The 23,410-nt window shown below is 44.1% G+C and carries 24 protein-coding genes and 1 tRNA gene; 13 read left to right on the top strand and 12 right to left on the bottom strand.

The features are described from left to right. The first annotated feature begins 3 nt into the window (after positions 1–3). The 6 genes from fliH (at position 4) to APB76_RS12135 (ending at position 5,459) form a co-directional block, all read left to right on the top strand. Positions 4–756 carry a flagellar assembly protein FliH gene (fliH, locus tag APB76_RS12160; RefSeq protein ID WP_054961540.1) on the top strand — a complete coding sequence of 251 codons (753 nt, stop codon included), beginning with the start codon at positions 4–6 and terminating at the stop codon, positions 754–756. Next, positions 749–2,095: a FliI/YscN family ATPase gene (locus APB76_RS12155; RefSeq protein ID WP_049843596.1), complete on the top strand. Its 1,347-nt coding sequence runs from the start codon at positions 749–751 to the stop codon at positions 2,093–2,095. The genes fliH and APB76_RS12155 overlap by 8 nt, the downstream gene beginning before the upstream one ends. 9 nt (positions 2,096–2,104) lie before the next feature. Continuing rightward, positions 2,105–2,545, top strand: a complete 441-nt coding sequence (locus APB76_RS12150; protein ID WP_054961541.1) for a flagellar export protein FliJ — start codon at positions 2,105–2,107, stop codon at positions 2,543–2,545. Positions 2,546–2,613: 68 nt separating this feature from the next. Then, positions 2,614–3,981: a response regulator gene (locus APB76_RS12145; protein ID WP_054961542.1), complete on the top strand. Its 1,368-nt coding sequence runs from the start codon at positions 2,614–2,616 to the stop codon at positions 3,979–3,981. Positions 3,982–4,164: 183 nt separating this feature from the next. After that, positions 4,165–5,145, top strand: a complete 981-nt coding sequence (locus APB76_RS12140; protein WP_054961543.1) for a M23 family metallopeptidase — start codon at positions 4,165–4,167, stop codon at positions 5,143–5,145. Then, a complete protein-coding gene (locus APB76_RS12135; RefSeq protein WP_082173389.1) occupies positions 5,076–5,459 on the top strand; it encodes a bactofilin family protein in 384 nt (127 codons plus the stop codon). The genes APB76_RS12140 and APB76_RS12135 overlap by 70 nt, the downstream gene beginning before the upstream one ends. A 155-nt stretch (positions 5,460–5,614) precedes the next feature. Here APB76_RS12135 and APB76_RS12130 read toward each other — a convergent pair. From APB76_RS12130 to APB76_RS12120, 3 genes are all read right to left on the bottom strand, one after another. Continuing rightward, positions 5,615–5,691 (bottom strand) — tRNA-Pro (locus APB76_RS12130). A 54-nt stretch (positions 5,692–5,745) separates the two neighbouring features. Beyond that, positions 5,746–7,551 carry a DUF3413 domain-containing protein gene (locus APB76_RS12125; RefSeq protein WP_049843600.1) on the bottom strand — a complete coding sequence of 602 codons (1,806 nt, stop codon included), beginning with the start codon at positions 7,549–7,551 and terminating at the stop codon, positions 5,746–5,748. A 28-nt stretch (positions 7,552–7,579) separates the two neighbouring features. After that, positions 7,580–7,804 (bottom strand): YejL family protein, encoded by a 225-nt coding sequence (locus tag APB76_RS12120; protein WP_049843601.1) that lies wholly within the window; start codon positions 7,802–7,804, stop codon positions 7,580–7,582. Positions 7,805–7,888: 84 nt separating this feature from the next. Here APB76_RS12120 and yejK point away from each other — a divergent pair, with 84 nt between their 5' ends. Then, positions 7,889–8,890, top strand: a complete 1,002-nt coding sequence (gene yejK, locus APB76_RS12115; RefSeq protein WP_054961544.1) for a nucleoid-associated protein YejK — start codon at positions 7,889–7,891, stop codon at positions 8,888–8,890. Between the two features lie 105 nt (positions 8,891–8,995). Next, positions 8,996–10,300 (top strand): Hpt domain-containing protein, encoded by a 1,305-nt coding sequence (locus APB76_RS12110; protein WP_049843603.1) that lies wholly within the window; start codon positions 8,996–8,998, stop codon positions 10,298–10,300. A 125-nt stretch (positions 10,301–10,425) separates the two neighbouring features. Here the strand turns inward: APB76_RS12110 and nhaC are convergent, their stop codons facing one another. Next, positions 10,426–11,862 carry a Na+/H+ antiporter NhaC gene (gene nhaC / locus APB76_RS12105; RefSeq protein WP_054961545.1) on the bottom strand — a complete coding sequence of 479 codons (1,437 nt, stop codon included), beginning with the start codon at positions 11,860–11,862 and terminating at the stop codon, positions 10,426–10,428. Positions 11,863–12,310: 448 nt separating this feature from the next. Between nhaC and asd the strand changes: the two genes are divergently transcribed. Both asd and APB76_RS12095 read left to right on the top strand, forming a co-directional pair. After that, positions 12,311–13,426, top strand: coding sequence for an aspartate-semialdehyde dehydrogenase (gene asd, locus APB76_RS12100; protein ID WP_054961546.1), 1,116 nt, complete (start codon positions 12,311–12,313; stop codon positions 13,424–13,426). A 71-nt stretch (positions 13,427–13,497) separates the two neighbouring features. Then, positions 13,498–13,908 (top strand): hypothetical protein, encoded by a 411-nt coding sequence (locus APB76_RS12095; protein WP_054961547.1) that lies wholly within the window; start codon positions 13,498–13,500, stop codon positions 13,906–13,908. On the opposite strand, the gene APB76_RS12090 is transcribed toward APB76_RS12095, so the two are convergent. Together APB76_RS12090 and APB76_RS12085 are read right to left on the bottom strand one after the other, a co-directional pair. Further along, positions 13,905–14,753, bottom strand: coding sequence for an ion transporter (locus tag APB76_RS12090; protein WP_049843607.1), 849 nt, complete (start codon positions 14,751–14,753; stop codon positions 13,905–13,907). The genes APB76_RS12095 and APB76_RS12090 overlap by 4 nt on opposite strands. Before the next feature lie 49 nt (positions 14,754–14,802). Continuing rightward, positions 14,803–15,441 carry a YchE family NAAT transporter gene (locus tag APB76_RS12085; RefSeq protein ID WP_049843608.1) on the bottom strand — a complete coding sequence of 213 codons (639 nt, stop codon included), beginning with the start codon at positions 15,439–15,441 and terminating at the stop codon, positions 14,803–14,805. 615 nt (positions 15,442–16,056) lie between these two features. On the opposite strand from APB76_RS12085, the gene adhE reads away from it, so the two are divergent. Next, positions 16,057–18,756 carry a bifunctional acetaldehyde-CoA/alcohol dehydrogenase gene (adhE, locus tag APB76_RS12080; RefSeq protein ID WP_054961548.1) on the top strand — a complete coding sequence of 900 codons (2,700 nt, stop codon included), beginning with the start codon at positions 16,057–16,059 and terminating at the stop codon, positions 18,754–18,756. 93 nt (positions 18,757–18,849) lie between these two features. Here the strand turns inward: adhE and APB76_RS12075 are convergent, their stop codons facing one another. From APB76_RS12075 to APB76_RS12065, 3 genes are read right to left on the bottom strand one after another with little or no spacing between them, the layout of a single operon-like run. After that, positions 18,850–19,062 (bottom strand): tautomerase family protein, encoded by a 213-nt coding sequence (locus tag APB76_RS12075; RefSeq protein ID WP_049843610.1) that lies wholly within the window; start codon positions 19,060–19,062, stop codon positions 18,850–18,852. Positions 19,063–19,064: 2 nt separating this feature from the next. After that, complete coding sequence (locus APB76_RS12070; RefSeq protein WP_054961549.1) at positions 19,065–19,445, bottom strand: nuclear transport factor 2 family protein; 381 nt, start codon at positions 19,443–19,445, stop codon at positions 19,065–19,067. Positions 19,446–19,453: 8 nt separating this feature from the next. Beyond that, on the bottom strand, positions 19,454–20,077 hold the full coding sequence (locus APB76_RS12065) for a glutathione S-transferase family protein (RefSeq protein WP_054961550.1): 624 nt from the start codon (positions 20,075–20,077) through the stop codon (positions 19,454–19,456). A 164-nt stretch (positions 20,078–20,241) separates the two neighbouring features. On the opposite strand from APB76_RS12065, the gene APB76_RS12060 reads away from it, so the two are divergent. Then, positions 20,242–21,126, top strand: coding sequence for a LysR family transcriptional regulator (locus APB76_RS12060; RefSeq protein WP_054961551.1), 885 nt, complete (start codon positions 20,242–20,244; stop codon positions 21,124–21,126). 44 nt (positions 21,127–21,170) lie between these two features. Here the strand turns inward: APB76_RS12060 and minE are convergent, their stop codons facing one another. The 3 genes from minE to minC are packed head-to-tail and all read right to left on the bottom strand — an operon-like array spanning position 21,171 to position 22,928. Beyond that, positions 21,171–21,434: a cell division topological specificity factor MinE gene (gene minE / locus APB76_RS12055; RefSeq protein ID WP_049843614.1), complete on the bottom strand. Its 264-nt coding sequence runs from the start codon at positions 21,432–21,434 to the stop codon at positions 21,171–21,173. Further along, entirely contained in the window at positions 21,435–22,247 is an 813-nt protein-coding gene (gene minD / locus APB76_RS12050; protein WP_049843615.1) for a septum site-determining protein MinD, read from the bottom strand. 18 nt (positions 22,248–22,265) lie between these two features. Beyond that, positions 22,266–22,928 carry a septum site-determining protein MinC gene (gene minC / locus APB76_RS12045; RefSeq protein ID WP_054961552.1) on the bottom strand — a complete coding sequence of 221 codons (663 nt, stop codon included), beginning with the start codon at positions 22,926–22,928 and terminating at the stop codon, positions 22,266–22,268. A 161-nt stretch (positions 22,929–23,089) separates the two neighbouring features. On the opposite strand from minC, the gene APB76_RS12040 reads away from it, so the two are divergent. Further along, positions 23,090–23,377, top strand: a complete 288-nt coding sequence (locus tag APB76_RS12040; protein ID WP_049843617.1) for a YcgL domain-containing protein — start codon at positions 23,090–23,092, stop codon at positions 23,375–23,377. Positions 23,378–23,410 lie beyond the last annotated feature (33 nt).

Genomic DNA, 23,410 nt, shown 5'->3' with positions numbered 1-23,410 from the left:
ACGATGTCATTGACTAAATCTCCGCTGTTGACCGTGCCAGCCTCGGGATATCGGGTTCATCGCTTTCCGCCGCTCGCACAACCTGTAGTGACTGATGGTGAGTTTGACTTGGAAGAGTCGTGGCAAGATGCTCAAGCAGACCTGCAACAGAAACTAGAAGAAGGTTTCCAAACTGGGCTAGAACAAGGCCATGCTGAGGGATTGACTCAAGGCTTGTCACAGGGTAAGCAGCAAGGTTTGTTAGAGGGGCAAAAAGAGGGATTTCAAAAGGGGTTTGTTTCTGGTGAACAGTCTGGTAAACAAACTTTTATTGAAGCCGCTAAACCTGTTAATGAACTTTACCAAACCTTGTCGCGCTGGCAATCAGAACGAGAGCAACAGCAACGCCATATCATCTGTGAATTAGTACAAAAGGTAGCACAGCAAGTCATTCGCGCTGAATTGACTCTGATGCCGCAACAGATTTTAGCCTTGGTCGATGAAACTTTAGAAGCCATGCCTGGAAAAACAGATAAGGTCACCGTTCACCTCAATCCGCAAGACCTTGACCGAATTACGCAGATCAACTCAGAACTTCCCAAAGAGTGGAAGTTGGTGGCAAATTCAGAGTTGCCGTCGGGGGGCTGCCATTTAGTAACAGAAGAGGCTGAGGCAGACGCGAGTTGTGACTCCCGATTACAGGCGTGTATGGATAATGTCAAAGAGCACCTTCTTGATGAGGTTGTTCCAGCATCTGTAGAAGGCGAGCATGAGTAACACTTTAGCTTTTGAGCTGTTGTCTGAACGTACCAATGAGGCATTAGCCTCCCTTGATTCGATCCCAGTGGCGCGAGTAACGGGGCGGTTGGTGAAGGTGAATGGCCTGATGTTGCAAGCGGTAGGGTGCCGATTTAAGCTTGAACAACGTTGTTTAGTAGAAACAGCCGAAGGTGACATGATTGAAGCCCAAGTGGTTGGTTTTGATCATACCATTGCGTTTCTGATGCCGATTCGTCGTTTAGGTGGGCTGTTTGCGGGTGCTAAAGTTATCCCTTTAGATGGTGACAGTACCGTGCATCTAAATGAAACCTGGCTAGGGCGTGTAGTGAATGGGTTGGGAGAAGCCATTGATGACGGGCCAAAACTAAATGGCGGTGACCGAGTCTCTCTCGACCCTAAATCAATCAACCCATTGAAACGCAGGCCCGTTGATACGCCACTGAATGTTGGCGTGCGTGCAATTAATGGATTACTCACCGTAGGCAAAGGTCAGCGGATAGGGCTGATGGCGGGTAGTGGTGTCGGTAAGAGTGTTTTGATGGGAATGATTTCTCAGAGCACCGAAGCTGACGTGATAGTGGTTGGTTTAATTGGCGAACGTGGGCGAGAAGTTAGAGAGTTTATTGAACGAAATCTGACGGAAGAAGCGCGTAAAAAAGCCGTTATCATAGCCGCGCCTGCCGATGAATCTCCACTTATGCGTTTGCGGGCGACTTTGCTTTGCCATCGCGTAGCCGAGTATTTTCGTGACAAAGGCAAAGATGTACTGTTAATGATGGACTCATTAACACGCTATGCAATGGCACAGCGTGAAATTGCGCTTTCGTTAGGAGAACCTCCAGCTACTCGCGGTTATCCACCTTCCGTTTTCAATGTATTGCCTCAACTGTTAGAGCGGGCGGGTAATAGCGAAAACCTTCAAGGAAGCTTGACGGCGATCTATACTATTTTGGCCGCAGGCGATGACCAACAAGATCCCGTGGTTGATTCTGCGCGTGCCATCCTCGATGGTCATGTGGTTTTATCACGTAAACTGGCTGAGCAAGGACATTTCCCAGCTATCGATATCAACGCTTCTATCAGCCGTTGCATGGCGGGATGCTCTCAACCTGCTCATCTAACATTAGCGAATGAGTTTCGTAAAACGTACTCCAACTATCTTCAAGTAAAAGATCTGTTGCCTTTAGGCGGCTATCAGCCAGGTCAAGATCCTGAGCTAGATCGCTCGGTCGCCCTTTACCCCAGCTTGACAGCCTATCTACAGCAATCGGCAGACAGTTCTGTCGACTACCAGCAAAGCCTGAGTGAATTGGCGCAGCTATTTCAGCAATTATAGTGAGGGAACATGCAGTCGAAGATCCAAGCCATAGAAAGATTTCAGAAGATCGAACAGAAAAAACGAGACTTGATATCTCAGCAGCTTGAGTTGGTACGTCAACAACAGACTCAAGCCGAGAATCAACTAGAACAACTGATCGAGCTGAGAAAGCTAAGCGCGCCGAAGTCTTGTTCAGGGACATTTTTCCATCGTGAAATGTTGGTGAATCACAGCCGTGTCGACCAAATGATCAACAAGTTAATTGTCCATCAGGAACAGGAACAAGCGCTTAAGCAAGCGCAATGCGTGTCTTTGCAAAAACACTTACAGCATAAACATATACAAGTGAAAGGGTTAGATAACACGGTTGAGCGTTGGCAAGCGGAACTGAGGACACATCAACAGCACTTGGAAGATATCGCTCTTGAAGAAGTGATTAATAACCGGTTTGCGCGAAAGTCTCGTTAAAACAGTCGTCAGGTCTTGTTTATTTCGGCACAACAAGCCTCAAAATCAATGGAGTAAATGGTGTCGATATGCTCAAGTTAAAAGATGCGAATGTTCTCATCGTTAAAGAATTTCCGAATAAAAGTATTGGCATATCCAGTTTATTGCTCTCGCTTGGCATTAAACAGCATAAAATCATCCATTTGAATGCGCCTCATGAGCCATTGAACCGAACTTTTCATGATCGCTTCGACATTTTGATTTGCGATCAAAGTTATCGTCGTAACCAAGTCAAGGCTTGCGATTTACTTAATGAACTCAATGTTATGCGGACAATTGATGAGCGTTCAACCATCATCATGGATTGTTTTGAGACCAACATAAAAGATGTGTCTTACTATCTTGCTGATATTCACCTTAGGCCCGAAGACACACAAAGGGACATCAGCGAGCTGATTCGCAAGGTATTTGAGAAGAAGAATAAAGTCTGGCCCTTGCTGCAGCGCGAGCATGACTTTTCAGAAGAAGAGATGACCAAGCGCTATCAGTTCTTTGAACGCCATTATCCCGAGTATCAGTACGATTTAATGCTTAACCGGGGTCACCAGTATTTGATCAACAGAGATCTGAAAGCGGCCACAGAGCTTTATGGAGCTTTGATTAAAGAGGCAAGCAAAAAAGATTACTCCTTAGAAGTTAGCTTTTTCCTCAATGCCCTTAGTTTGAATGGTCAGTCAGAAGATGCTTTAGAGTTACACGAGAAGTTTGATGTGTCGAAAGTTCAGTTTGGCCAACCATTTGATGAAATGGGCACGTTACTGTTGCTCAAGAATGGTCATTTTCAGCGCGCCTATCGAATGTTGTCAACATCTGGTATTCGTTATGGGCATAACCTTGCTCAGCGAACCATGATTGGCTTGATGGGAATCATCATGGGTAAAACAGAGCAAGGGCTTGAGCATTTTTCGTCGAACCTTGCCACCGCTAAACTGCTTAACAGAGACGTGGCTTATCATATGTTGAACTATATGTTTGCATTGTTGATGCTGTGGATGAAAGGAGGGGAAGGAGCAGCACTATATGAGAAAAAGTACCAGCAAATGTTGAAAGAAGTATCGCGTTATAAATTGAGTGAGGCTGACGACCTACAGCTAGCGATGATCAGGCTTCATGGCGATTGTTTAACGATAGGCAGCCAACATGCTGAGTCATTGATCAGTGGGTTGACCAAAAAACTCACCAAGGCAAGCTGTACTTCTAAGATACATGCTCTGTATTTGGCGTCAGGACTTGGTAACAAAACTTATTTTTATGAACTTCGTAAAGGTTTAATTCAATGTGAAAGTGTGTTTATGATCGATCCTATCCCCCCATTTTGTGCCGCCATAGCAAAATCTATGGATTTCAGCCGGTTTGCGACAGAGATGGGGCAGTTCCAGCGAGAAAAGGTAGAGTGACTTATGCTCTTTTCAGCCGCTCGTTCGAGCAAAGCGACCTTATTGAGCTTGATATTAAATTCTATTTCTATGTCTGGGATAAGGTTTCCGAACTGACAAACTGGCTCTTTTCGCCGTCAGGTTGCCTGATAAAATCCTCGCTATTCTGATTCATCAACTTTAACTCCGTGCCTTTCTAACACTATGGAATCAAACAGTTTTACTATAACGGTATCTGGAATTGATGGAACAAAGTTCTTTAATCTCTCTTTTCGTATGATTAAGGGCATTAAGCTACTGTTACTTTTGTTCACCCTCGTATTTTGTACGTTGATTGCCTTGCTTTCTATATTTGTCGATGACGCTTCCGATTCAAAACGAGAAAAGAAAGAAGCCGTCAGTAAGGCCTATTCGTTAGAGAAACAATTACTGCGTTCGCATGAATTTCAGAGTGACTTAGAAAATAACCTGAGTCAAAAACAGCAAGACATTGCCTATATCTCTGAGAAATTAAAGGGCATTGAATCAGCACTGGATCTTTCCAATGACGCGCTGGATCTAAAACAGCGTTTAAATAATGCAGGGCTGAGTGTTGCAGCACGTCATCAGATCATGCAATTGATCCCAAATGGACGCCCGGTGAAGCAGGGGTACTTGTCTTCACATTATGGCAAGCGGCTTCACCCAGTAAAAAAGATTCGCGCGATACATCATGGTATCGACTATGCCGTAAATGTAGGAACACCAATATACGCACCAGCTGACGGTGTTGTCGCCGTGACCAGAAAGAGCAACAAAGGGTCAGGCAACTTCCTTCGTGTTTCTCATTCGTTTGGATTTAGCTCTTCTTACTCGCATTTAAAGGCGTTCAAAGTGAGTAGAGGCGATTATGTTAAAAAGGGCGATCTGATTGGATTGTCTGGTAACACTGGACTGTCGACCGGTTCTCACCTTCATTATGAAATCCGTTTGGTGGGGCGTTCACTTAACCCGTTACCGTTTGTCCAATGGGAAATGAATAACTTTGACTCGATTTTCGAATCGAATAAGGATGTAAAATGGGATTACTTAGTAAACAAAATAGAGAATCAAATAGCCATTGCTCTCAAACTGTCATCGCCGATGGAGCCTATATCGAAGGAAAACTCAAGCTTACTTGTAACATCCATATCGATGGGCAAGTGAAAGGCAGCATTGAAACAGACCACACAGTGACAATAAGCGCGACCGGGTCTGTTGATGGTTCAATTCGTTCTGAACGTTTGGTTATCAACGGGCGATTTTTAGGTAATGTATATACTAAAAGTCTAGAAATTCTAGAGCATGGCTATCTTGAAGGTGAAGTTTCTGCGTCAGAGTTTACCATCCAAAAAGGTGGTATATTCCTAGGCAACTCTAAAAACGTCAAAAGCGAAGAAGTGGTTGCATTAGACTCGGCAAAAAAAGCATCTAAGGTGAGGAGCAAGGCTGAAGATAAGAAGGTGGAGCAGTGCGCTTAAGCCAACACTACTCAGATTCATTCAAGAAAAAGCCCAATCATCGAATTGGGCTTTTTCTTATTTCCATTTGGATTCCATCGTACCGATTCGCTAATCAATAGAAGGAATAGGAAAGAGGGAATAAAAAGAGAGCCGAAGCTCTCTTTCTAGGTGTATGGTCGGACTGACAAGATTTGAACTTGCGACCCCCGACACCCCATGACGGTGCGCTACCAAGCTGCGCTACAGTCCGATGTCATTAATTTAATCGTAAATGGCTGCGGGGTCAATCATATAACGCTATGATTTAGTTACTTTTTGCGTAAAAACGTTGCAGTTCAGTCAAGCCTTGCATCAGCACAGGTAGTGTTGGGTTCTCATCTTTCAAGCGTTGGTAGTTGGCATTGTACAGTTTGTAGTTACCAAACTTGTCGATCACCGTTGTGTCTGCTGTGGTAATCAAGGCTAGTTCTCGTGAATCTCCTGCGAGAATCCAGCGGCGTTTGCGTTCATCAAATAGGTTGCGGCCACTACTGAAGTCAGTCGGATTAGATGAGACACCCAGCAAGTCTTGCAGAAGCGTCACAGACATATCTAGGTGGCTAGTTCTATGTTGGTACTCGCCCGCTAATTTACCTGGCCAATGGATAATCATTGGTACTTTTAGCTGGTACTGGCTGTAATTGGTATTTGAGCCCCAGCTATTGGTTTTGGTTTCGTTAAACTCGGTAGCGTGATTTGAAGTGATTACGATCACAGTAGATTCATCAAGTTCTAATGTCGCAACTTGTTCAAGTAATTGACTTAATTCAGAGTCAGCGTGGGCGACAGACTTCTTATAGCCTGCTTTTAGTTTCTCGCCTGTTGATTGCTGAGTGTTGCTATCGTTGTATGTGCTGAAGTTATCAACGGTTGTCAGCTCAATGTAGCTAAACCAAGGTTTTTTGCCTTGCTGCTGAACCCACTCAGCCCATGCATCAATTGCTTGCGTGTCTGCTGATTTACTGTCGTTGAAGGCGATGCCGTTGAAGTTCATACCACGGAAGACAGTCTCACCATACAAAGGCTCGTCAAAGTTATCTGCGCTAAACAAACCAAACTGGTATTGCTTGTTGATCAAAGTGTCGATCAAGATGGGCTTAGAGCCTTGGGTTTTAATACTGCTTGAATAGCTACTTGGTAGGCCGTAAAACAGACCAAATACGCCGAATGAGTCGTTACTTGAACTGTAATGATTGGTGAAGTTCAAATTGTCTTGAGCGAATGCGTATGTTGCAGGCATTTCTTGCTCGGTTAGCATATCGGCACGTAAGTTATTTACGCTAACAACTAATATGTTGAGCGGATTCGCACGGCGGTTAAACTCAATTTTTTCAAGTGGGTAGCGGACTAATTCTACGCTGTCTTGGCTTTGCTCTAAACGTTTAAGATACTCTTCACGGTCTAGTAATCCATGCCTTTCCATAAATGACTTCGCGGTCATTGGGTAAGAGAGCGGAAAGTTGGCGCGTTGCGCAGTTATTGGATTGTAGAAGTAGGCATCGGCCCATACATAGATAAGATGGCTGGCAATAAAACTGACAAAAAACAGTGCTGCTATTGGTCGGCCGACATGCTTATGTGACAGCTTACGTTGTTTACGCCACACCCATTCAGATAATGCCAGTTGAATAAGGAATATAAACGGTAAGACAATAAACAGGTGCTGTAAATCGACACTGATGGTCGAGCTTTCATCGCTAAACAAGACTTCCCATACAACAGGGGTAAGATGCAAGTTGATCGTCTGGTAGGCTTGCGTGTCGACCAACAAAATGGTTAATCCGACGGTTGCAAAACAAACCGCCACTAAACGGAACAGTTTTCGTGACGGTATGACAAAAGTAAGCGGAAACAGAACCAGCAGGTACAAGGCAAATACGAGGAAACCAAAATGGCCGACCCAAGAGATCATCAAATAGAATTGACCAAGCAGAGTTTCAGGCCACGGAGACTGAGAGATATAACGGGTTCCGATCAGCATTGCCGCGATGATGTTGAAAAAGGCAAACCAGTGCCCCCATCCCACTAAACGCGATACGCGTTCGCCGTATGTATTTCCGTTATCGACCATGTAAGTGTTCTACTGTCCGTTATTATTTTTAATGTTTTTTGTCTTCAACTGAAGAAACAAGTGCTTCTGCGAATTTTTCAGCAATTGCTTTACGTTGTGAAGCAGCAACGTCTTGATTTAAGACATTGGTAGCGATATTTCCAGCAATCATTAATGCAAGCTCTGGACCCGCTGAATGTTTTTCAAGTACCGCAGCCACTTCCGTTAGGATTTGTTCCACTTGTTTGTCGCTGTATTTGGATGTAATCGGCATAAAGACTCTAATGATGATAGTAAAGCGGCTTATGATAACCTACAATGCCACGCAACTGAAACCTACGCGGCGATAAATTTCATCATGAGCCTTCATCTTTCTAACGTTATCTTACATCAATTACAGAAAAACGATGCAGATGAACTAGTTGTTAACTTTCGTTCCGAGTCTCTATCTAATGACAACTCGACCGAAAACCTAGTTGCTGAACTTCATCGTGTATTCAACTCTAAAGCTGGTAAAGGCTTTGGGTCCTTTAAATTTGACAGCGATTTTAACAACTGGTTGCAAGAGCTACGTCAAGGAAATAAAAACTTTTATGATTTCTCGCAGTTAAGCGCTAACCGCCTTAAGGATGAGTTATCAAAATACCCGTTTGCAGACGAAGGTATTTTGGTCATTGCAGAGTATCAATCGCTTGCAACAGATTACCTATTTGTTGCTATTATTCCTTCAAATCAAAGCCTTAAAGTAACTGAAGGCCTAGATATTAGTGCGACGGACTATCTTGATCTAAGTAAGATGGATATCGCAGCGCGTATCGACTTGACCAGTTTTGAAACGGATAAAGACTCGAATCGTTATCTAGCGTACATCAAAGGGCGTGTAGGGCGTAAAGTTGCAGACTTTTTCCTTGATTTCCTACAAGCAGAAGTAGGCCTAGACAGCAAGGTGCAAAACCAAGTGTTAATGCAAGCGGTGCAAGACTTCTGCGCAGATTCAAAACTGGAAAAAGATGAAGCGATTAGCTACAAAAAACAAGTAGCGGATTACTGCAACGAGCAGATCAAGTCAGGGGATGAGGTTCAAGTCCGTGAGTTGTCTGGCGAGCTTCCTCCTTCTCAAGATGGCACAAGCTTCCTTGATTACACTCAAGAACAAGGTTATGAACTTGAAGAAAGCTTTCCTGGTGACCGTACAGCAGTACGTAAGCTAACGAAATATGTCGGGGCTGGTGGTGGCTTGAATGTAAGCTTCGATAGTTTGCTACTGGGCGAGCGCATTTTTTATGATCCAGAGACCGATACGTTAACTATTAAAGGCACTCCGCCTAACCTACGAGATCAGCTTACTCGCAACAAATAACCTCTCTAGAATAGGACTGACTGCAACATTTTTGCAGCTAGTCCTCCACTTCTGCTTGATAGTGTATATTCTTGTAATACTAGGGATTTATCTACAGGCAAGAGCATGGACGGGAAAGCGCTGAAAATCGGCTGGGTGCTGCTAGTAATCTGGATAGGCAGTATTGCTGCTATGGCGAGTAGTTACCGGTCGATAGACACAACCAAACAGCAGGTTTATGAACTAGGTAGCGGTATTCAAGAGCTGCGCGACTCGTTCTCGTTTGATTCACCTTACGGTGTTCATATGGCTGACTCTCAAGCCCTTAACTTACAGCTCATTTATGCGCTACGCCTTCAGCTTGAAACCCACTACCAAGACAGTTGGTTCCTTCCAGACATTACTCAACTACTTTTTACGGCTGACCGCTTTATTGAGCAGTCCCAAGTTTACCTTAACAATAGCTTGGACTTACTTAGCTTGGTTGAACAGGTTGGTACCATGCGTGAACGTTACGACAACGAATCTATAGAAACCCTCTACTTTCGTTTGAGTGCGAATGTATTAGAAGCTGTTTTTGGTGATAGCGCATCTAGTCCTCAGGTCTATCGTGACCTTGATAAAATCTACGTTCAATCGAACCAGCTTTCAGCCAAAGAACGTCAAGACTTGCAACAGGTGCTTGCGCAAGTCTCTTCTGTACTAGGAGGCTATGCTCAAGGGCGCTATATCGTAGAGAAACTACGCACGCATGACGTTCATAAACAGATCAATATGTTGCGAGGTGAATTTGATCGATTGCTTGCTCGTTATGTTGTTGCTGGACTAGCGCTGACTCTGGTTATCTTTGGTGGCTTTATCTCTTTGCTTCGATTTGCACAGCAGGTTCCTCGCGTTCAATCCGAGAGCATTTCACCATCTATTCTTGCCGAAAGTGAAATAGATGCTCCAGAAGCCGCTGAGACTGTGTTATCAGCAGTAGAAAATGTAGCGCAAGAGTCCATCATACTAAAGGGTGTTCACTCTTCTCCTGAGTCTGTTGCCCAGTACCAACAAGCGGAAGCGAATGGTGAGATAGATGAAGTTGAAATTGATTTTGACAAGATGCTTGAATCATTAAACAACGACATGGAATCGGTCTGTATGCTACTGGAAGTGTTCATTGAAGATCACAAAGGAGACGCCGATAAAATCGTACAGTTAGTCAGCGATTCACCTGAAGAAGCACAAAGAGCTGCGCATAGCTTGAAGGGGGTAGGAGGAAACCTTGGAGCCACCAAACTCAGAGAAGCGGCCGGGAAAGTTGAATTGGCACTTAAAGAGGCCAATCAAGTTGAGCCAAATAAGGTTGAAGAGCTTAAAACGCGCCTTGAACGAGCCATAGAAGAAGCTAGGGTTTTCCTGAAAGAGCACAATACCATCAATAGTTAACCTTGGTCTAACTTTTAAGGTATAAGCTAAGTGCAGTGCAACCAACGAAACCTATTGATTCGTTATTATTGGCAACAAAAAAGCGCCTCAACTAAAGCTGAGGCGCTTTTTGTTATCTGTTGACTTTACGCTGTTTGCTTGGTGAGTTCAGCTTCTTCTTCGCTAACCTCAGCCGTTGCTGTTGGTTCACACTTGTCAACGAACCACCCCATGTACGAAGTGATAATGGTAACAATGATGCATACAAAGCTTAACCACATGAATGGTGCGTAAGATAGAGTGGCGACACCAAGAATACTTGCCATATAGATGCCGTTATCACTCCAAGGCACCATGCCTGAAGTCAACGTACCGCCAAACTCTGCATTACGTGATAGGTTCTTGCGCTTATAACCTAGGCGGTCGTAGTTTTTGGCACAAATTTTTGGTGTTAAGATCAAAGACACATACATCGCGGAGCCAAACACGTTACCCATAAATGCAGTACCGATGGTACTTGTTGCCAGAGAACCTGCGCTTTGTACACGGCGTTCAAACAGCTTAGCAACCGTTTCTAGTACACCGACTTTATCTAGCAAGCCACCAAAACCTAGACCAAACACAATCACAGCAACCGAGCCAAGCATTGAAGACATACCGCCGCGGTTAAGAATTGAGTCGATAAAGGCCACACCCGATTCAATTTCGAATGGCGCCCAAGCTGTGTTGAATGCTTGGAGGAAGTCGACATCTTGAATCATCACTGCCCAGATAATACCGAGGAGCGAGCCAAAACTGATCACTGGGAAAGAAGGCATACGCATTGCCAGTAGACCTAGCACAATAATCACAGGGACAAACGAGTACGGAGTAATGTAGAACTGCTGTTCCATAGCTTGGATCACCGATTGCACCTGAGACATATCGACATTACCAGCATAGTGGAAGCCAAATGCGGTAAACATAATGCCCGTAATAATGTAGCTAATCAGAGCGACAGGCAGCATTCCTTTAATATGTTCAACCACTTCAACGTTAGACATAGAAGAGGCTAGGATCACTGAGTCTGATAGTGGGGACATCTTGTCGCCAAAGTAACAACCAGAAAGAACCGCGCCTGCAGTGATTGGTGCTGGAACACCCAAACCTTGGCCTATCCCCATCATAGCGATGCCAGCAGTACCAGCCGCGCCCCATGACGTACCCGTTGCAAGAGCCGTTAAGGAACAGATGATCATTGTTGCTAAAAGGAAAATCGAAGGATGAATCGCTTTCAGACCATAATAGATAATGGTTGGTACTATACCACCAGAAATCCAAGTACCGACTAGTGCGCCTACAGCTAGCAAAATAAGTACGGCACCAAGTCCGTTAGATATTCCGTTTAGAGCTGCTTTTTCTAACTCTTTATATTTGTGGCCTAAACGAATACCTAGAACCATGATGATGAACCAGCCAATGTACAGGGCTAGCTGAATAGGTAGGTCAAGCTTAGCGGTGAACGAGAACGCCATTAGCAAGAATAACCCAAGGGAGACAACAACCTGCATCAAGCTTGGCAGACGGGGAGTATGTTGTGTCATACGGAGCCTCTTAATTATTTATTAGCAAATGCAAACAGGGGAACAAATCTGTTTACGAAGGAGTGTTAACTCCAATTTAAGGACGTAGGGCACTCTACATTAGATGGAATAATATTTCGATAAAATGTCGCCTTCGTGTGATTTGTGTCTGTTGATTGAATTGTTGCTAGTTAAAAATGTGGTGAAACGTTAAAATTAGTCGCAAGTGTTGTATCTAAATGTAAGTTTTGTGTGGCACGAGCTTTTCGTTGTTGTTTTGTCTGTGGCGTGTTTTTGTATAGGTAAATAACAAGTGGTGAAAAAGTCTACAAAGCAAGGCTTCTGGTCGGCATTAACGAAATAAGAAATAAAAGTTACAGATTTGATGCAATTTTCTCTTGAGATTTTGCTGCGAAAATTGAATATTGAGCTATTCCCTTTTTAAAATTGAATACACGGAGAGTTGAGAATGAGAGTAGGTTTAGTCGGTTGGCGTGGCATGGTGGGTTCTGTGCTAATGCAGCGAATGGTTGAAGAGAAAGATTTTGACCTTATTGAGCCAGTTTTTTACAGCACATCTCAGATCGGTATTCCTGCACCTAACTTAGGTAAAGAGGCAGGCCTACTTCAAGATGCTTTTGATATTGAGAGCCTAAAACAGCTAGATGCAGTGATCACTTGTCAAGGTGGTAGCTACACGGAGAAAGTCTACCCAGCACTACGCCAAGCAGGTTGGAAAGGATACTGGATTGATGCCGCATCAACTTTACGTATGGCGCAAGATTCGATTATTACGCTAGATCCTGTCAACCTAAGCCAGATCCAACAAGGTATCCACGGTGGTACAAATACCTTTGTTGGTGGTAACTGTACAGTGAGTTTGATGCTGATGGGTTTAGGTGGCCTATTTGAGAAAGGTCTGGTTGAGTGGACAAGCGCGATGACTTACCAAGCGGCTTCGGGTGCGGGCGCTCAAAACATGCGTGAGTTGATCTCGCAGATGGGTGTCATCAATGATTCAGTTAGCTCTGAGTTAGCCAACCCTTCAAGCTCTATTTTAGATATCGATAAAAAAGTCGCTGACACTATGCGCGGAAGCTCGTTCCCAACCGATAAGTTTGGTGTACCGCTAGCTGGGTCGCTTATCCCATGGATTGATGTTAAGCGTGACAATGGTCAAAGCAAAGAAGAGTGGAAAGCAGGGGTTGAAGCAAACAAGATACTTGGTTTCCAAGATGCACCAGTGCCTATTGATGGAACCTGTGTTCGTATTGGCGCGATGCGTTGTCACTCTCAGGCACTAACGATTAAGTTGAAGCAGAATGTGCCAATGGATGAAATCGAAGAGATGATTGCTACCCACAATGATTGGGTAAAAGTGATTCCGAACGATCGTGACATCACTGCTGAAGAACTGACGCCAGCAAAAGTGACAGGCACGTTATCTATCCCAGTCGGTCGTCTGCGCAAGATGGCAATGGGCGATGACTTCTTAAATGCGTTTACTGTTGGCGATCAACTATTGTGGGGGGCGGCTGAGCCGTTACGTCGTACACTACGCATTATCTTAAGTGAAAAAGCCTAATCTCAATTAGACTTGCCTTTATTAATCAAGACCCTACTATTTTAGTAGGGTTTTTTCTATTAAGGCAATCAATGAGTATCCTACGTATCTTCCTAGCCGTGGTTGCGGCGATCGCGGCATGGCTCGTTATCCATATGTTAGTCGGTGAGCTCATTTCGTTGGCCGCGATATTATTTTGTCCGGAACAATCTACAAACGGTGGTGAATGTTATGTGGAATGGTGGAGAGATATAGTATTCGTCGTTGATGTTATCGGGGTTGGTCTGTCCGCATGTGCGACAATCTTAGCGGCTGTCTGGGCTGCGAATAGTCATAGAAAAAGAGTGTCGAGGGTGACGTATTGCATTGGTATGATAGTGGCGAGTTGGCTTGCTGTTAGCATGTGGCCAAATTGGCTTGTCGTATCGTCATGGTTTAGCGCATTGGTCATTGGATGGCTAACCGTTAAGTGCTTGGATCAGCGATACGACAATAAAAGTTAAGTCGATTTCTCAACGGGTACAACGCGCTGATCTGGGGAGGCAAGTTCGCTGCCACAGTGCTTACAATGTAGAGCGTCAGAGTCATGACCTGTTTGCATACAATTTGGGCACTTGACAAGAGTTTTGTGTGAGTTCATCTCTTGGTTTAACTCAGCAGTAATGATGCCAGTTGGCACTGCCAGTATTGAGTAACCGAGTAACATGGTCATAGATGCAATCGCTTTACCTAGCGCTGTTTGCGGAATCAAGTCACCATAGCCGACGGTAGTAATAGTGACAATCGCCCAATAAATACTTTGCGGAATACTGGTAAAGCCATTCTTTGGCCCTTCAATGACATAGATTAGTGCACCAAATATTGTGACCAAGATGGCGACTGTACTAAAGAAGATAAAAATTTTGCGTTTGGCCATTAGTAAAGAGCGCAACAAGATATTGGAGTCTTGTAAGTAACGGACTAGTTTCAATACGCGAAAAATACGCATTATCCTCAGTGCTCTGATGACGCCCATAAACGAGGCGGATGGGAAGAATATCGCTAAATATGTAGGCAGTATTGCGAGCAAGTCGATGACACCGTAGAAGCTTTTTGCATACGCTGTTGGCTTTGGCGAGCAATAGATCCTCAACAGATACTCAATCGTAAACAAACCGGTAAAGGTATATTCCATGTACCTTAGTTGTGTTCCCCAGCTTGATCGAACGGAAGGAATTGATTCTAACACTAGCACGAGTAGAGATGACAAAATCGCCACGATGAGCGCAAGATCGAAAGTACGGCCCGCCTTGGTGTGAGTACCGAAGATAATGACGTAAAGGTGATGTTTTAAAGAGTTTCTTGGCATGATAGAACGACATTTAGTGAAGTCATTCTATCATACTCGATAATTTGGCTTAGGCTAACCCTGGGAAGAGGTTACGTAGGCCGTTAGCAATAAATTCAATGCCCAGAGCACCAAGAATCAAACCCATAATACGAGTGATGACGTTGATCCCAGTCTGACCTAGGAAGCGCACGATTAATGGTGCCGAACGGAATAGTAGCCAGGTACACAAAGCAAAAATGATGATGGTAATTACGATACCGACGGTGTCGAACATGCCTGGATAGCGAGAGCCATAAACGATAGTCGAGCTAATTGCACCTGGCCCAGCCATAAGGGGCATGGCGAGTGGTACAACACCGATTTGTTCGCGGCTAACGTATTCAGACTTCTCTTGTTTGTTCTGTTTATCTTCACCTAGCTTACCGCTCATCATCGAAAACGCGATACTCAGAAGCAATAGACCACCCGCTACTCGGAACGAGTCTAGCGAAATGCTAAACATATCGAGCAGTATCTGTCCTGCCATTAGAGATACGACCAATATAATCGCCACAGCAAGGTTCGCAGTGACCGCAGTCTTGTGCTTCTCTTCTTGAGTCATATGACCGGTTAGAGAAACGAACACAGGCATGATGCCAACAGGGTTAACTGCAGCTACCAAGCCAAGGAAAAACTGCAAAAATATAGCGATTTCGAAGGTCTGCATTCGGTGTGTCCAAACAAAGTAAAAAGAAGGAACAGATTACATGCGGAATATAGTCGAAATCTTACTCATGAACGAATGAAAAAAACTAACGTTAAACCTATTTCATTACTGAGAAAATCTTATTATTGAAGAAAACGTAAACACTAATGACTTACTATGTTATGTAGAGTGTGGTTAGAAGATGGTACGTTTGACATAAACGTTAACATTCGCACATTTTAAATAAAAATAGAGACTGAATATAGAGAGATAATGCGCTTAGGATATACTCTCAGTAGCACAAATTTTATGGATCACATGTAAGTATGTGGTCAAAAAATGAAACTTTTTTACAAAATGTGGTCATTTGACAAATATAAAGGGCTAACTGCTGAAAATTTGCCCAACAGGGTTTTGTGATTTAAGTCTATGATTATTATGGGTTTAAAGTGAATTTTGAGAATTAGGTACCACTAAGTGGGTAAATAGTTTTTGAGAACTGATCTGGGTCAATTATTTTCATAACCTGAAATAATATACTCAGTCCTGAAAGCGATTTACTAAGTTCTCTGTTTCAACAATCACAGTGACCTTACTAAAAAAGTTTTGAATATTTATCAATTTAGGAGATTCACTATGCCTGTAACTAATATGGCTGAACTAGATGCAATGGTTGCTCGCGTTAAAGCGGCGCAAGCAGAGTTTGCAACATTCTCTCAAGAGAAAGTAGATGCAATCTTCCGTGCAGCATCTTTAGCAGCTAACCACGCTCGTATCCCGCTAGCACAACAAGCGGTTGAAGAGTCTGGCATGGGTATTGTTGAAGACAAAGTAATCAAAAACCACTTTGCTTCAGAGTTCATCTACAACAAATACAAAGATGAAAAAACATGTGGCATCCTAGAAGAGGATGACAACTTAGGTACTATGACTATCGCTGAGCCTGTGGGCATCATCTGTGGTATCGTACCAACAACTAACCCAACATCTACTGCAATCTTTAAATCTCTAATCTCTCTAAAAACGCGTAACGGCATCATCTTCTCGCCACACCCACGTGCCAAGAACTCTACTAACGATGCAGCGAAATTAGTTCTAGATGCAGCAGTAGCTGCGGGCGCACCAAAAGACATCATCGGCTGGATTGATCAACCATCTGTAGAGCTTTCTAACGCTCTTATGAAGCACGACGGTATTGCACTTATCCTTGCAACAGGTGGTCCAGGCATGGTTAAAGCAGCATACTCTTCTGGTAAGCCAGCAATCGGTGTAGGTGCAGGTAACGTTCCTGTAGTTATCGATGAAACTGCTGACATCAAACGTGCTGTAGCTTCTATCCTTATGTCTAAAACATTCGATAACGGCGTAGTATGTGCTTCTGAGCAAGCAGCTATCGTAGTTAGCGAAGTATATGACGAAGTGAAAGAGCGTTTTGCTTCTCACAAAGCTCACGTTCTATCTAAAGCTGACGCAGATAAAGTACGTAAAGTACTTCTTATCGACGGTAACCTAAACGCGAAAATCGTAGGTCAACCTGCTCCAGCAATCGCTGAAATGGCTGGCGTTAAAGTGCCTGCAGATACAAAAGTACTTGTAGGTGAAGGTCTAGGTAAGGTTTCTTACGACGACGAGTTTGCACACGAGAAACTATCTCCAACTCTAGGTCTATTCCGCGCTGACAACTTCGAAGACGCTGTTGCTCAAGCGGTAACTATGGTTGAAATCGGTGGTATCGGCCACACATCTGGTCTTTACACTAACCAAGACGTAAACGCAGATCGCATCCGTTACTTCGGTGACAAGATGAAGACAGCACGTATCCTTGTAAACATCCCAACTACTCACGGTGGTATCGGTGACCTTTACAACTTCAACGTTGCACCGTCTCTAACTCTTGGTTGTGGTTCATGGGGTGGTAACTCTATCTCTGAAAACGTTGGTCCTAAGCACCTTATCAACAAGAAAACTGTAGCTAAGCGAGCTGAAAACATGTTGTGGCACAAACTACCTAAGTCTATCTACTTCCGTCGTGGTAGCCTTCCAATCGCAATGAGCGACCTAGAAGGTAAGAAACGCGCATTCCTAGTAACTGACCGTTTCCTATTCAACAACGGTTACGCTGATGAAGTCGTTAAACTGCTTAAAGAACAAGGCATCGAAGTTCAAACTTTCTTTGACGTAGAAGCTGATCCAACACTATCTGTTGTTGAGAAAGGCGCAGAAGCAATGAAGAGCTTCCAACCTGACGTAATCCTAGCTCTAGGTGGTGGTTCACCAATGGATGCAGCTAAGATCATGTGGGTTATGTACGAGCACCCAGAAACTCACTTCGAAGAACTAGCAATGCGCTTTATGGATATCCGTAAACGTATCTACAAGTTCCCTAAAATGGGCAAGAAAGCTGAGCTTGTATGTATCACTACTACATCTGGTACTGGTTCTGAAGTTACTCCATTCGCGGTTGTTACTGACGACAAGACTGGTGCTAAGTACCCACTAGCTGACTACGAAATCACACCAAACATGGCTATCGTTGATGCTAACCTAGTAATGAACATGCCTAAGTCTCTAACAGCATTCGGTGGTTACGATGCAGTAACTCACGCTCTAGAAGCTTACGTATCTGTTCTTGCTAACGAGTACTCAGACGGTCAAGCTCTACAAGCGCTTAAGATGCTAAAAGAGTACCTACCTTCAAGCTACGCGAACGGTGCTAATGACCCAATCGCTCGTGAGAAAGTACACAACGCTGCGACTATCGCTGGTATCGCGTTTGCGAACGCATTCCTAGGTGTTTGTCACTCTATGGCGCACAAAATTGGTGCTGAGTTCCACCTACCACACGGTCTGGCGAACGCACTACTAATCTCTAACGTTGTACGCTACAACGCGAACGATAACCCAACTAAGCAAACTGCGTTCTCTCAATACGACCGTCCACAAGCACGTCGTCGTTACGCTGAAGTTGCTGACCACCTAGGCTTAAGCCAAGCTGGTGACCGCACTGCTCAGAAGATTGAACGTCTACTAGCATGGTTGGAAGAGCTGAAAGGCGACCTAGATATTCCACTGTCGATTCAATCAGCTGGCGTATCTGAAGCAGACTTCGTTGCGAAACTAGACGAGTTAGCAGTTGAAGCGTTCGATGATCAGTGTACAGGTGCTAACCCACGTTACCCACTAATCACTGAGCTTAAAGAAGTGCTACTTGCTTCTTACTACGGTAAAGCATTCGTAGAAGGTGAAACTTTCGAAGGTACGACTGTTATCAAGAAGAAAGCCGACCAAGAATCTAAGCCAGCAGCGAAAGCTAAAAAAGTAAAAACTGAAGCTTAATAAGTAAGATTCAGTATGAGATAGGTTTTCGCTAGCACGGAACCTACAAATCGGGAAAAGATCAAAGCCCCAGTCGAGAGACTGGGGCTTTTTTTACTTAAGAGCCAATTTCTGCTCGCGTAGTTGGGACACCTGATCAAAACCAATGCCCCAATTGTCGGTATTGATTTCGTCGATGACAACGAAAGTAGTTGCTGGATCTTTGCCCAATACATCAACCATGACTTGGGTCATCGCGTTAATGATTTTGTGCTTTTGTTGAGACGTGACTTGTTCGTCAGTCACCTTGACGTTGATATAGGGCATGTTCACTCCTTATCTTTATAGTCTGCATACATCTTATTGACGATTCGCCACTGTTGGTTTTCATACAATAAGCCAAGAAAATCGATGTAAGTCCGACCTAACAATGGACATAACACTTTTACCATCGCCTGATGGCCAATGATGTCTATTGATAGGATTTGATAGCCATAGTAATCACCACGATCGATTGGTTTCGGTCGCTGTTCTACGAGTGTTAACCACTCGGTGAGTTCTCGTCTCAAATCAGGGGCTTTGAGATAAGCATCGGGGTGAAAGATGCGAGCTAACAATTGGCTATCGCCGCTATGTATGCCGGTAAAATATTGCCCAATCACGTTTGTAATGGTCTCAAAGTCGTTTTGAAGGTGGTTGTCACTTTTCATGTGTCTCTCTACTTAGCCGCTATTGGACTGACATTCTGATATTCAGCATTTAGTGAAGTAGTGAAGCTCGGCCTCGCTAATACTCGATCAATCATCTGCTGCGATTTAGCAGGGATGATGATATCGACAGGAAAAGCAGCACCCCAACGCGAATATACTGCCAGCATGATGTCTGCAGGAGAGATCTGGATTCCGCCCAAAAACGGAGCGTCTTCCAGTTTCTGTTCGACAACTTGCCAAAGCTTATTGATGCTTGATGTTGCCGTATCGAAAATCTGCTGGCGTAGCTCCTCTTCAGAGATGGAGCTTGCTGCAAAAAACAACTTGCTGTAAGCCGGGTGCATGGTGGCATTCGCAAACATGATGTTCTGGGTAGCAACTTGTTTCGCAACTGGGTCATCATTCGGCCACAGTTTTGATGGATGCTTTTCAAGTAGGTAAAGCATGATGGCTGCGCCTTCGGTTAAGGTTTGCTCGCCATCAACAAGGACAGGGACGTTCGCTACTGGGTTAATTTGAGAAAACGACTCTAAGCTTTGCACATTAATTAAAGCCACTTCTTGCTCAAGTTCGCGTAACACGGTTTGAGTAGCGAGAGAGCAAGCCTCTGGTAAAAAATATAAGGTATACATGATGTTAACTCCCAACTTTAGTCGTTTAGTTTCCGTTCACTGGACGAAAACGATTAATTTCATTTGCCGGCAAGAAAAACAATAGAGCAAACGATTGTTGAGATATATAGTGACAATGAGAACCATGTGTTTCTGGAATGAGAACAGTTAGAGCAGGGCGATATATGAACAAACTAAGAGCGATCGAACTATTTGTTCGTCTGGTAGAAGTAGGGAGCTTTACTCGTCTTGCTGAGCAGGAGAGAACATCAAAATCTATGGTAAGCAAGGAAATCAGCCGATTAGAGCAAGATCTAGGAGCGAGGCTGTTGCACAGAACGACACGAAATATTCAACTGACTCATGTCGGTAAAGAGTACCTAAAATATGCCAACGAAATTCTGAATAAGGTCGGTGATGCAGATGCATTTGTAAAAACGTTGGCTCAAGCACCGAGAGGGAAGATCAAGGTCAATGCGCCAATGGCACTAGGAATCACAGACTTGTCTATGCTGTTTGCCGATTTTATGCGCGCATATCCGGATGTCGATATTGACATTCACTTAGGGGATGAAAACATTGATTTAGTTGCTGAAGGGTTCGACTTAGGTTTTAGAGCCTCAAGCCAGCCATTTGATTCCAATTATATCGGCAGGGCATTATGTGAATTTCAGTACCACCTATGCGCTGGATCTGGTTATTTTAACCATCATGCTCACATTTCATCAGCTCAAGATCTTTTGGCTCACAACTGTTTTGAATATGCTTACTTTAAAGGAAAAAACGTTTGGCCTGTTGATGGGTTTGTTGCTACTTCTGGTTCATTGCGTGTAAATAGCGTGTTGTTTATGCTGCAAGTAATCAAAGCCGATTTGGGGATTGGTTATTTACCCGAGTTCGTATGCCGCGAACTGTTGGAGAAAGGTGAACTGGTTGAAGTTTTGCCTGACAGCGAGAAAAGTAAGCTAACACTATATGCTTTATATCCTGCGCGCCAGTTTGTACCACCCGCGGTTATACAGTGTATTAACTTCGTCGAGAGGTGGTTTGAAAGTCATAGACCATTATGAATAGGACCCTCGCATATGCGGAGGGTTCTATTCATCGGATCGTTCTACTTCTCGTCTTCAGGTAGCTTAACGTTAAGCTCTAACACGGAAATATCGTCATCTTTGTGCTCGAAGGACAAATCAACCATAGACGGATCAATGGCGACGTACTTGCTGATCACTTTAAGAATATCTTCTTTCAGTTGTGGCAGGTACGAGGGCGCTGGGTCATCCTGGCTACGTCGTTCTGCCACAATAATTTGCAAACGCTCTTTAGCCAAGTTTGCAGAGCTTTTTTTCTGGGGACGGAAAAACTCAAGTAGTGACATTTAGCCTCCGAATAGTCGTTTAAAGATTCCTTTCTTCTGTTCAGTCAGAAAGCGGAAATCCACTTGCTGACCAAGCAGACGCTCAACAGCATCGTTATAGGCCATACCTGCGTCAGACTGCTCGTCGAAAATGACAGGTACGCCTTTGTTAGACGCATTGAGTACTGCCTGACTCTCTGGGATAACACCCAGTAGCGAGATATGAAGGATCTCTTCTACGTCTTCAACGCTAAGCATTTCACCTTGTGTAACGCGTGTTGGGTTGTAACGCGTCAGCAGTAGGTGCTGCTTCACTGGCTCCAAGCCTTCTTCCGCACGGCGTGACTTAGAGTCTAAGATACCAAGAATACGGTCAGAGTCGCGGACAGAAGAGACTTCAGGGTTAGTAGTAACGATGGCCTCATCTGCAAAGTATAGTGCCATCAGCGCACCTTGCTCGATACCTGCCGGTGAATCACAGATAATAAAGTCGAAGCCCATTTCATCTAACTCATCAAGAATACGACGAACGCCTTCTTTGGTTAATGCATCTTTATCGCGAGTTTGAGAAGCAGGAAGAATGAACAGATTCTCTGTGCGCTTGTCTTTGATCATTGCCTGGTTCAAGGTCGCTTCACCATTGATTACATTAACAAAGTCGTATACGACTCGGCGTTCGCAGCCCATGATCAAATCTAAGTTACGCAGACCGATATCAAAATCGATAACTGCGGTTTTTTTTCCTTTTAAAGCAAGGCCAGAAGCGATCGCTGCGCTTGACGTGGTTTTACCCACCCCACCCTTACCTGAAGTGACAACAATAACGCGTGCCATTATGTGTTCCTTATAAGATTAAATCGTTAACAACTCGAACTTGAGTGAGTCGTCGTTCAAACTAAACATAACTTTTTGCTGCCAGAACTCGTCTGCGAATTGCTCGGTGAGCCAGTAGTGCCCCGCAATCGACATAAGTTCGGCATTAAGCTTATTGCAGATGATGACTGCGCCGGTATTTCCGCTAGCACCAGCGATTGCCCGGCCGCGTAACGTTCCATGAATATGAATGGAACCATCTGCAATGACCTCTGCCCCCTCGCTGACATGGTTAAGTACCACTAGATCGCTGTCCTTGGCATAAATTTGTTGCCCAGAACGTACGGGGGTGCGAATGACCTTAGCGGGGGCCATTGTCGCGGGTGCTTGAGTTGGCGATTTGCTTGCCGACATGACAGCGAATTTAGCTTCTGAAGCTAGATTCTGCGTCCGTCTGTCTTTACACCCTGTGACACCAACTGGAATCATGCCTGCTTGAGAAATGCCTTCTTTCAGTCTCACAAAGTCAATGTCACCATCGACTTTTGAAATATTAATGACAACAGGGGCATGAGCAAAAAATGCCGGTGCTTGCTCTACCTTTTCTTGTAGGAAATGGATAGTTTTATCAACATTGTTGTCAGAAAGGTGCAAAACTGACAAAGTAAAGCTGCTGCCTTTTAGGTCTGGGGTCTGTGACATCTTTTACTTACAACCTCTTAAGGGCGTTGCCTGAGACTAGGGGTGTCATGTTATATTCCCAGAATAAGCACAGCAAGTTATCTTGCGCTCAATTGAGTGTTTTGCTTTAAAAAATAGCGAAACATTGACGTTCCATGAATTAAACGGACAAAAGGCTTCCAATGCTTTGTGCAATTTACAAAAGTTCTAAAAAAGAAGGCACTTACTTATATATCCCGAAAAAGGATGATTTTTCACAAGTTCCTGACACTTTAATGCAAATGTTTGGCAAACCTATTATGGTTATGGTGGTCAAACTGGAAGGGCGTACACTGGCACAAGTTGATGTGGAAAAAGTCAAACAGTCGCTTAAAGATGACGGTTTTTTCTTACAAGTACCACCGCCGCCAAAAAACCTACTCGATGAATATAAAGAACAAAAACAAGCTCGTCAGCAATCTAAAGAGTAAAAAATAATTTGATTGTTGGTTTCATTTGCTCAA

It is taken from the genome of Vibrio bivalvicida, assembly GCF_001399455.2.
Classification (GTDB): domain Bacteria; phylum Pseudomonadota; class Gammaproteobacteria; order Enterobacterales; family Vibrionaceae; genus Vibrio; species Vibrio bivalvicida.
This window is presented reverse-complemented; position numbering and strand designations above follow the sequence as displayed.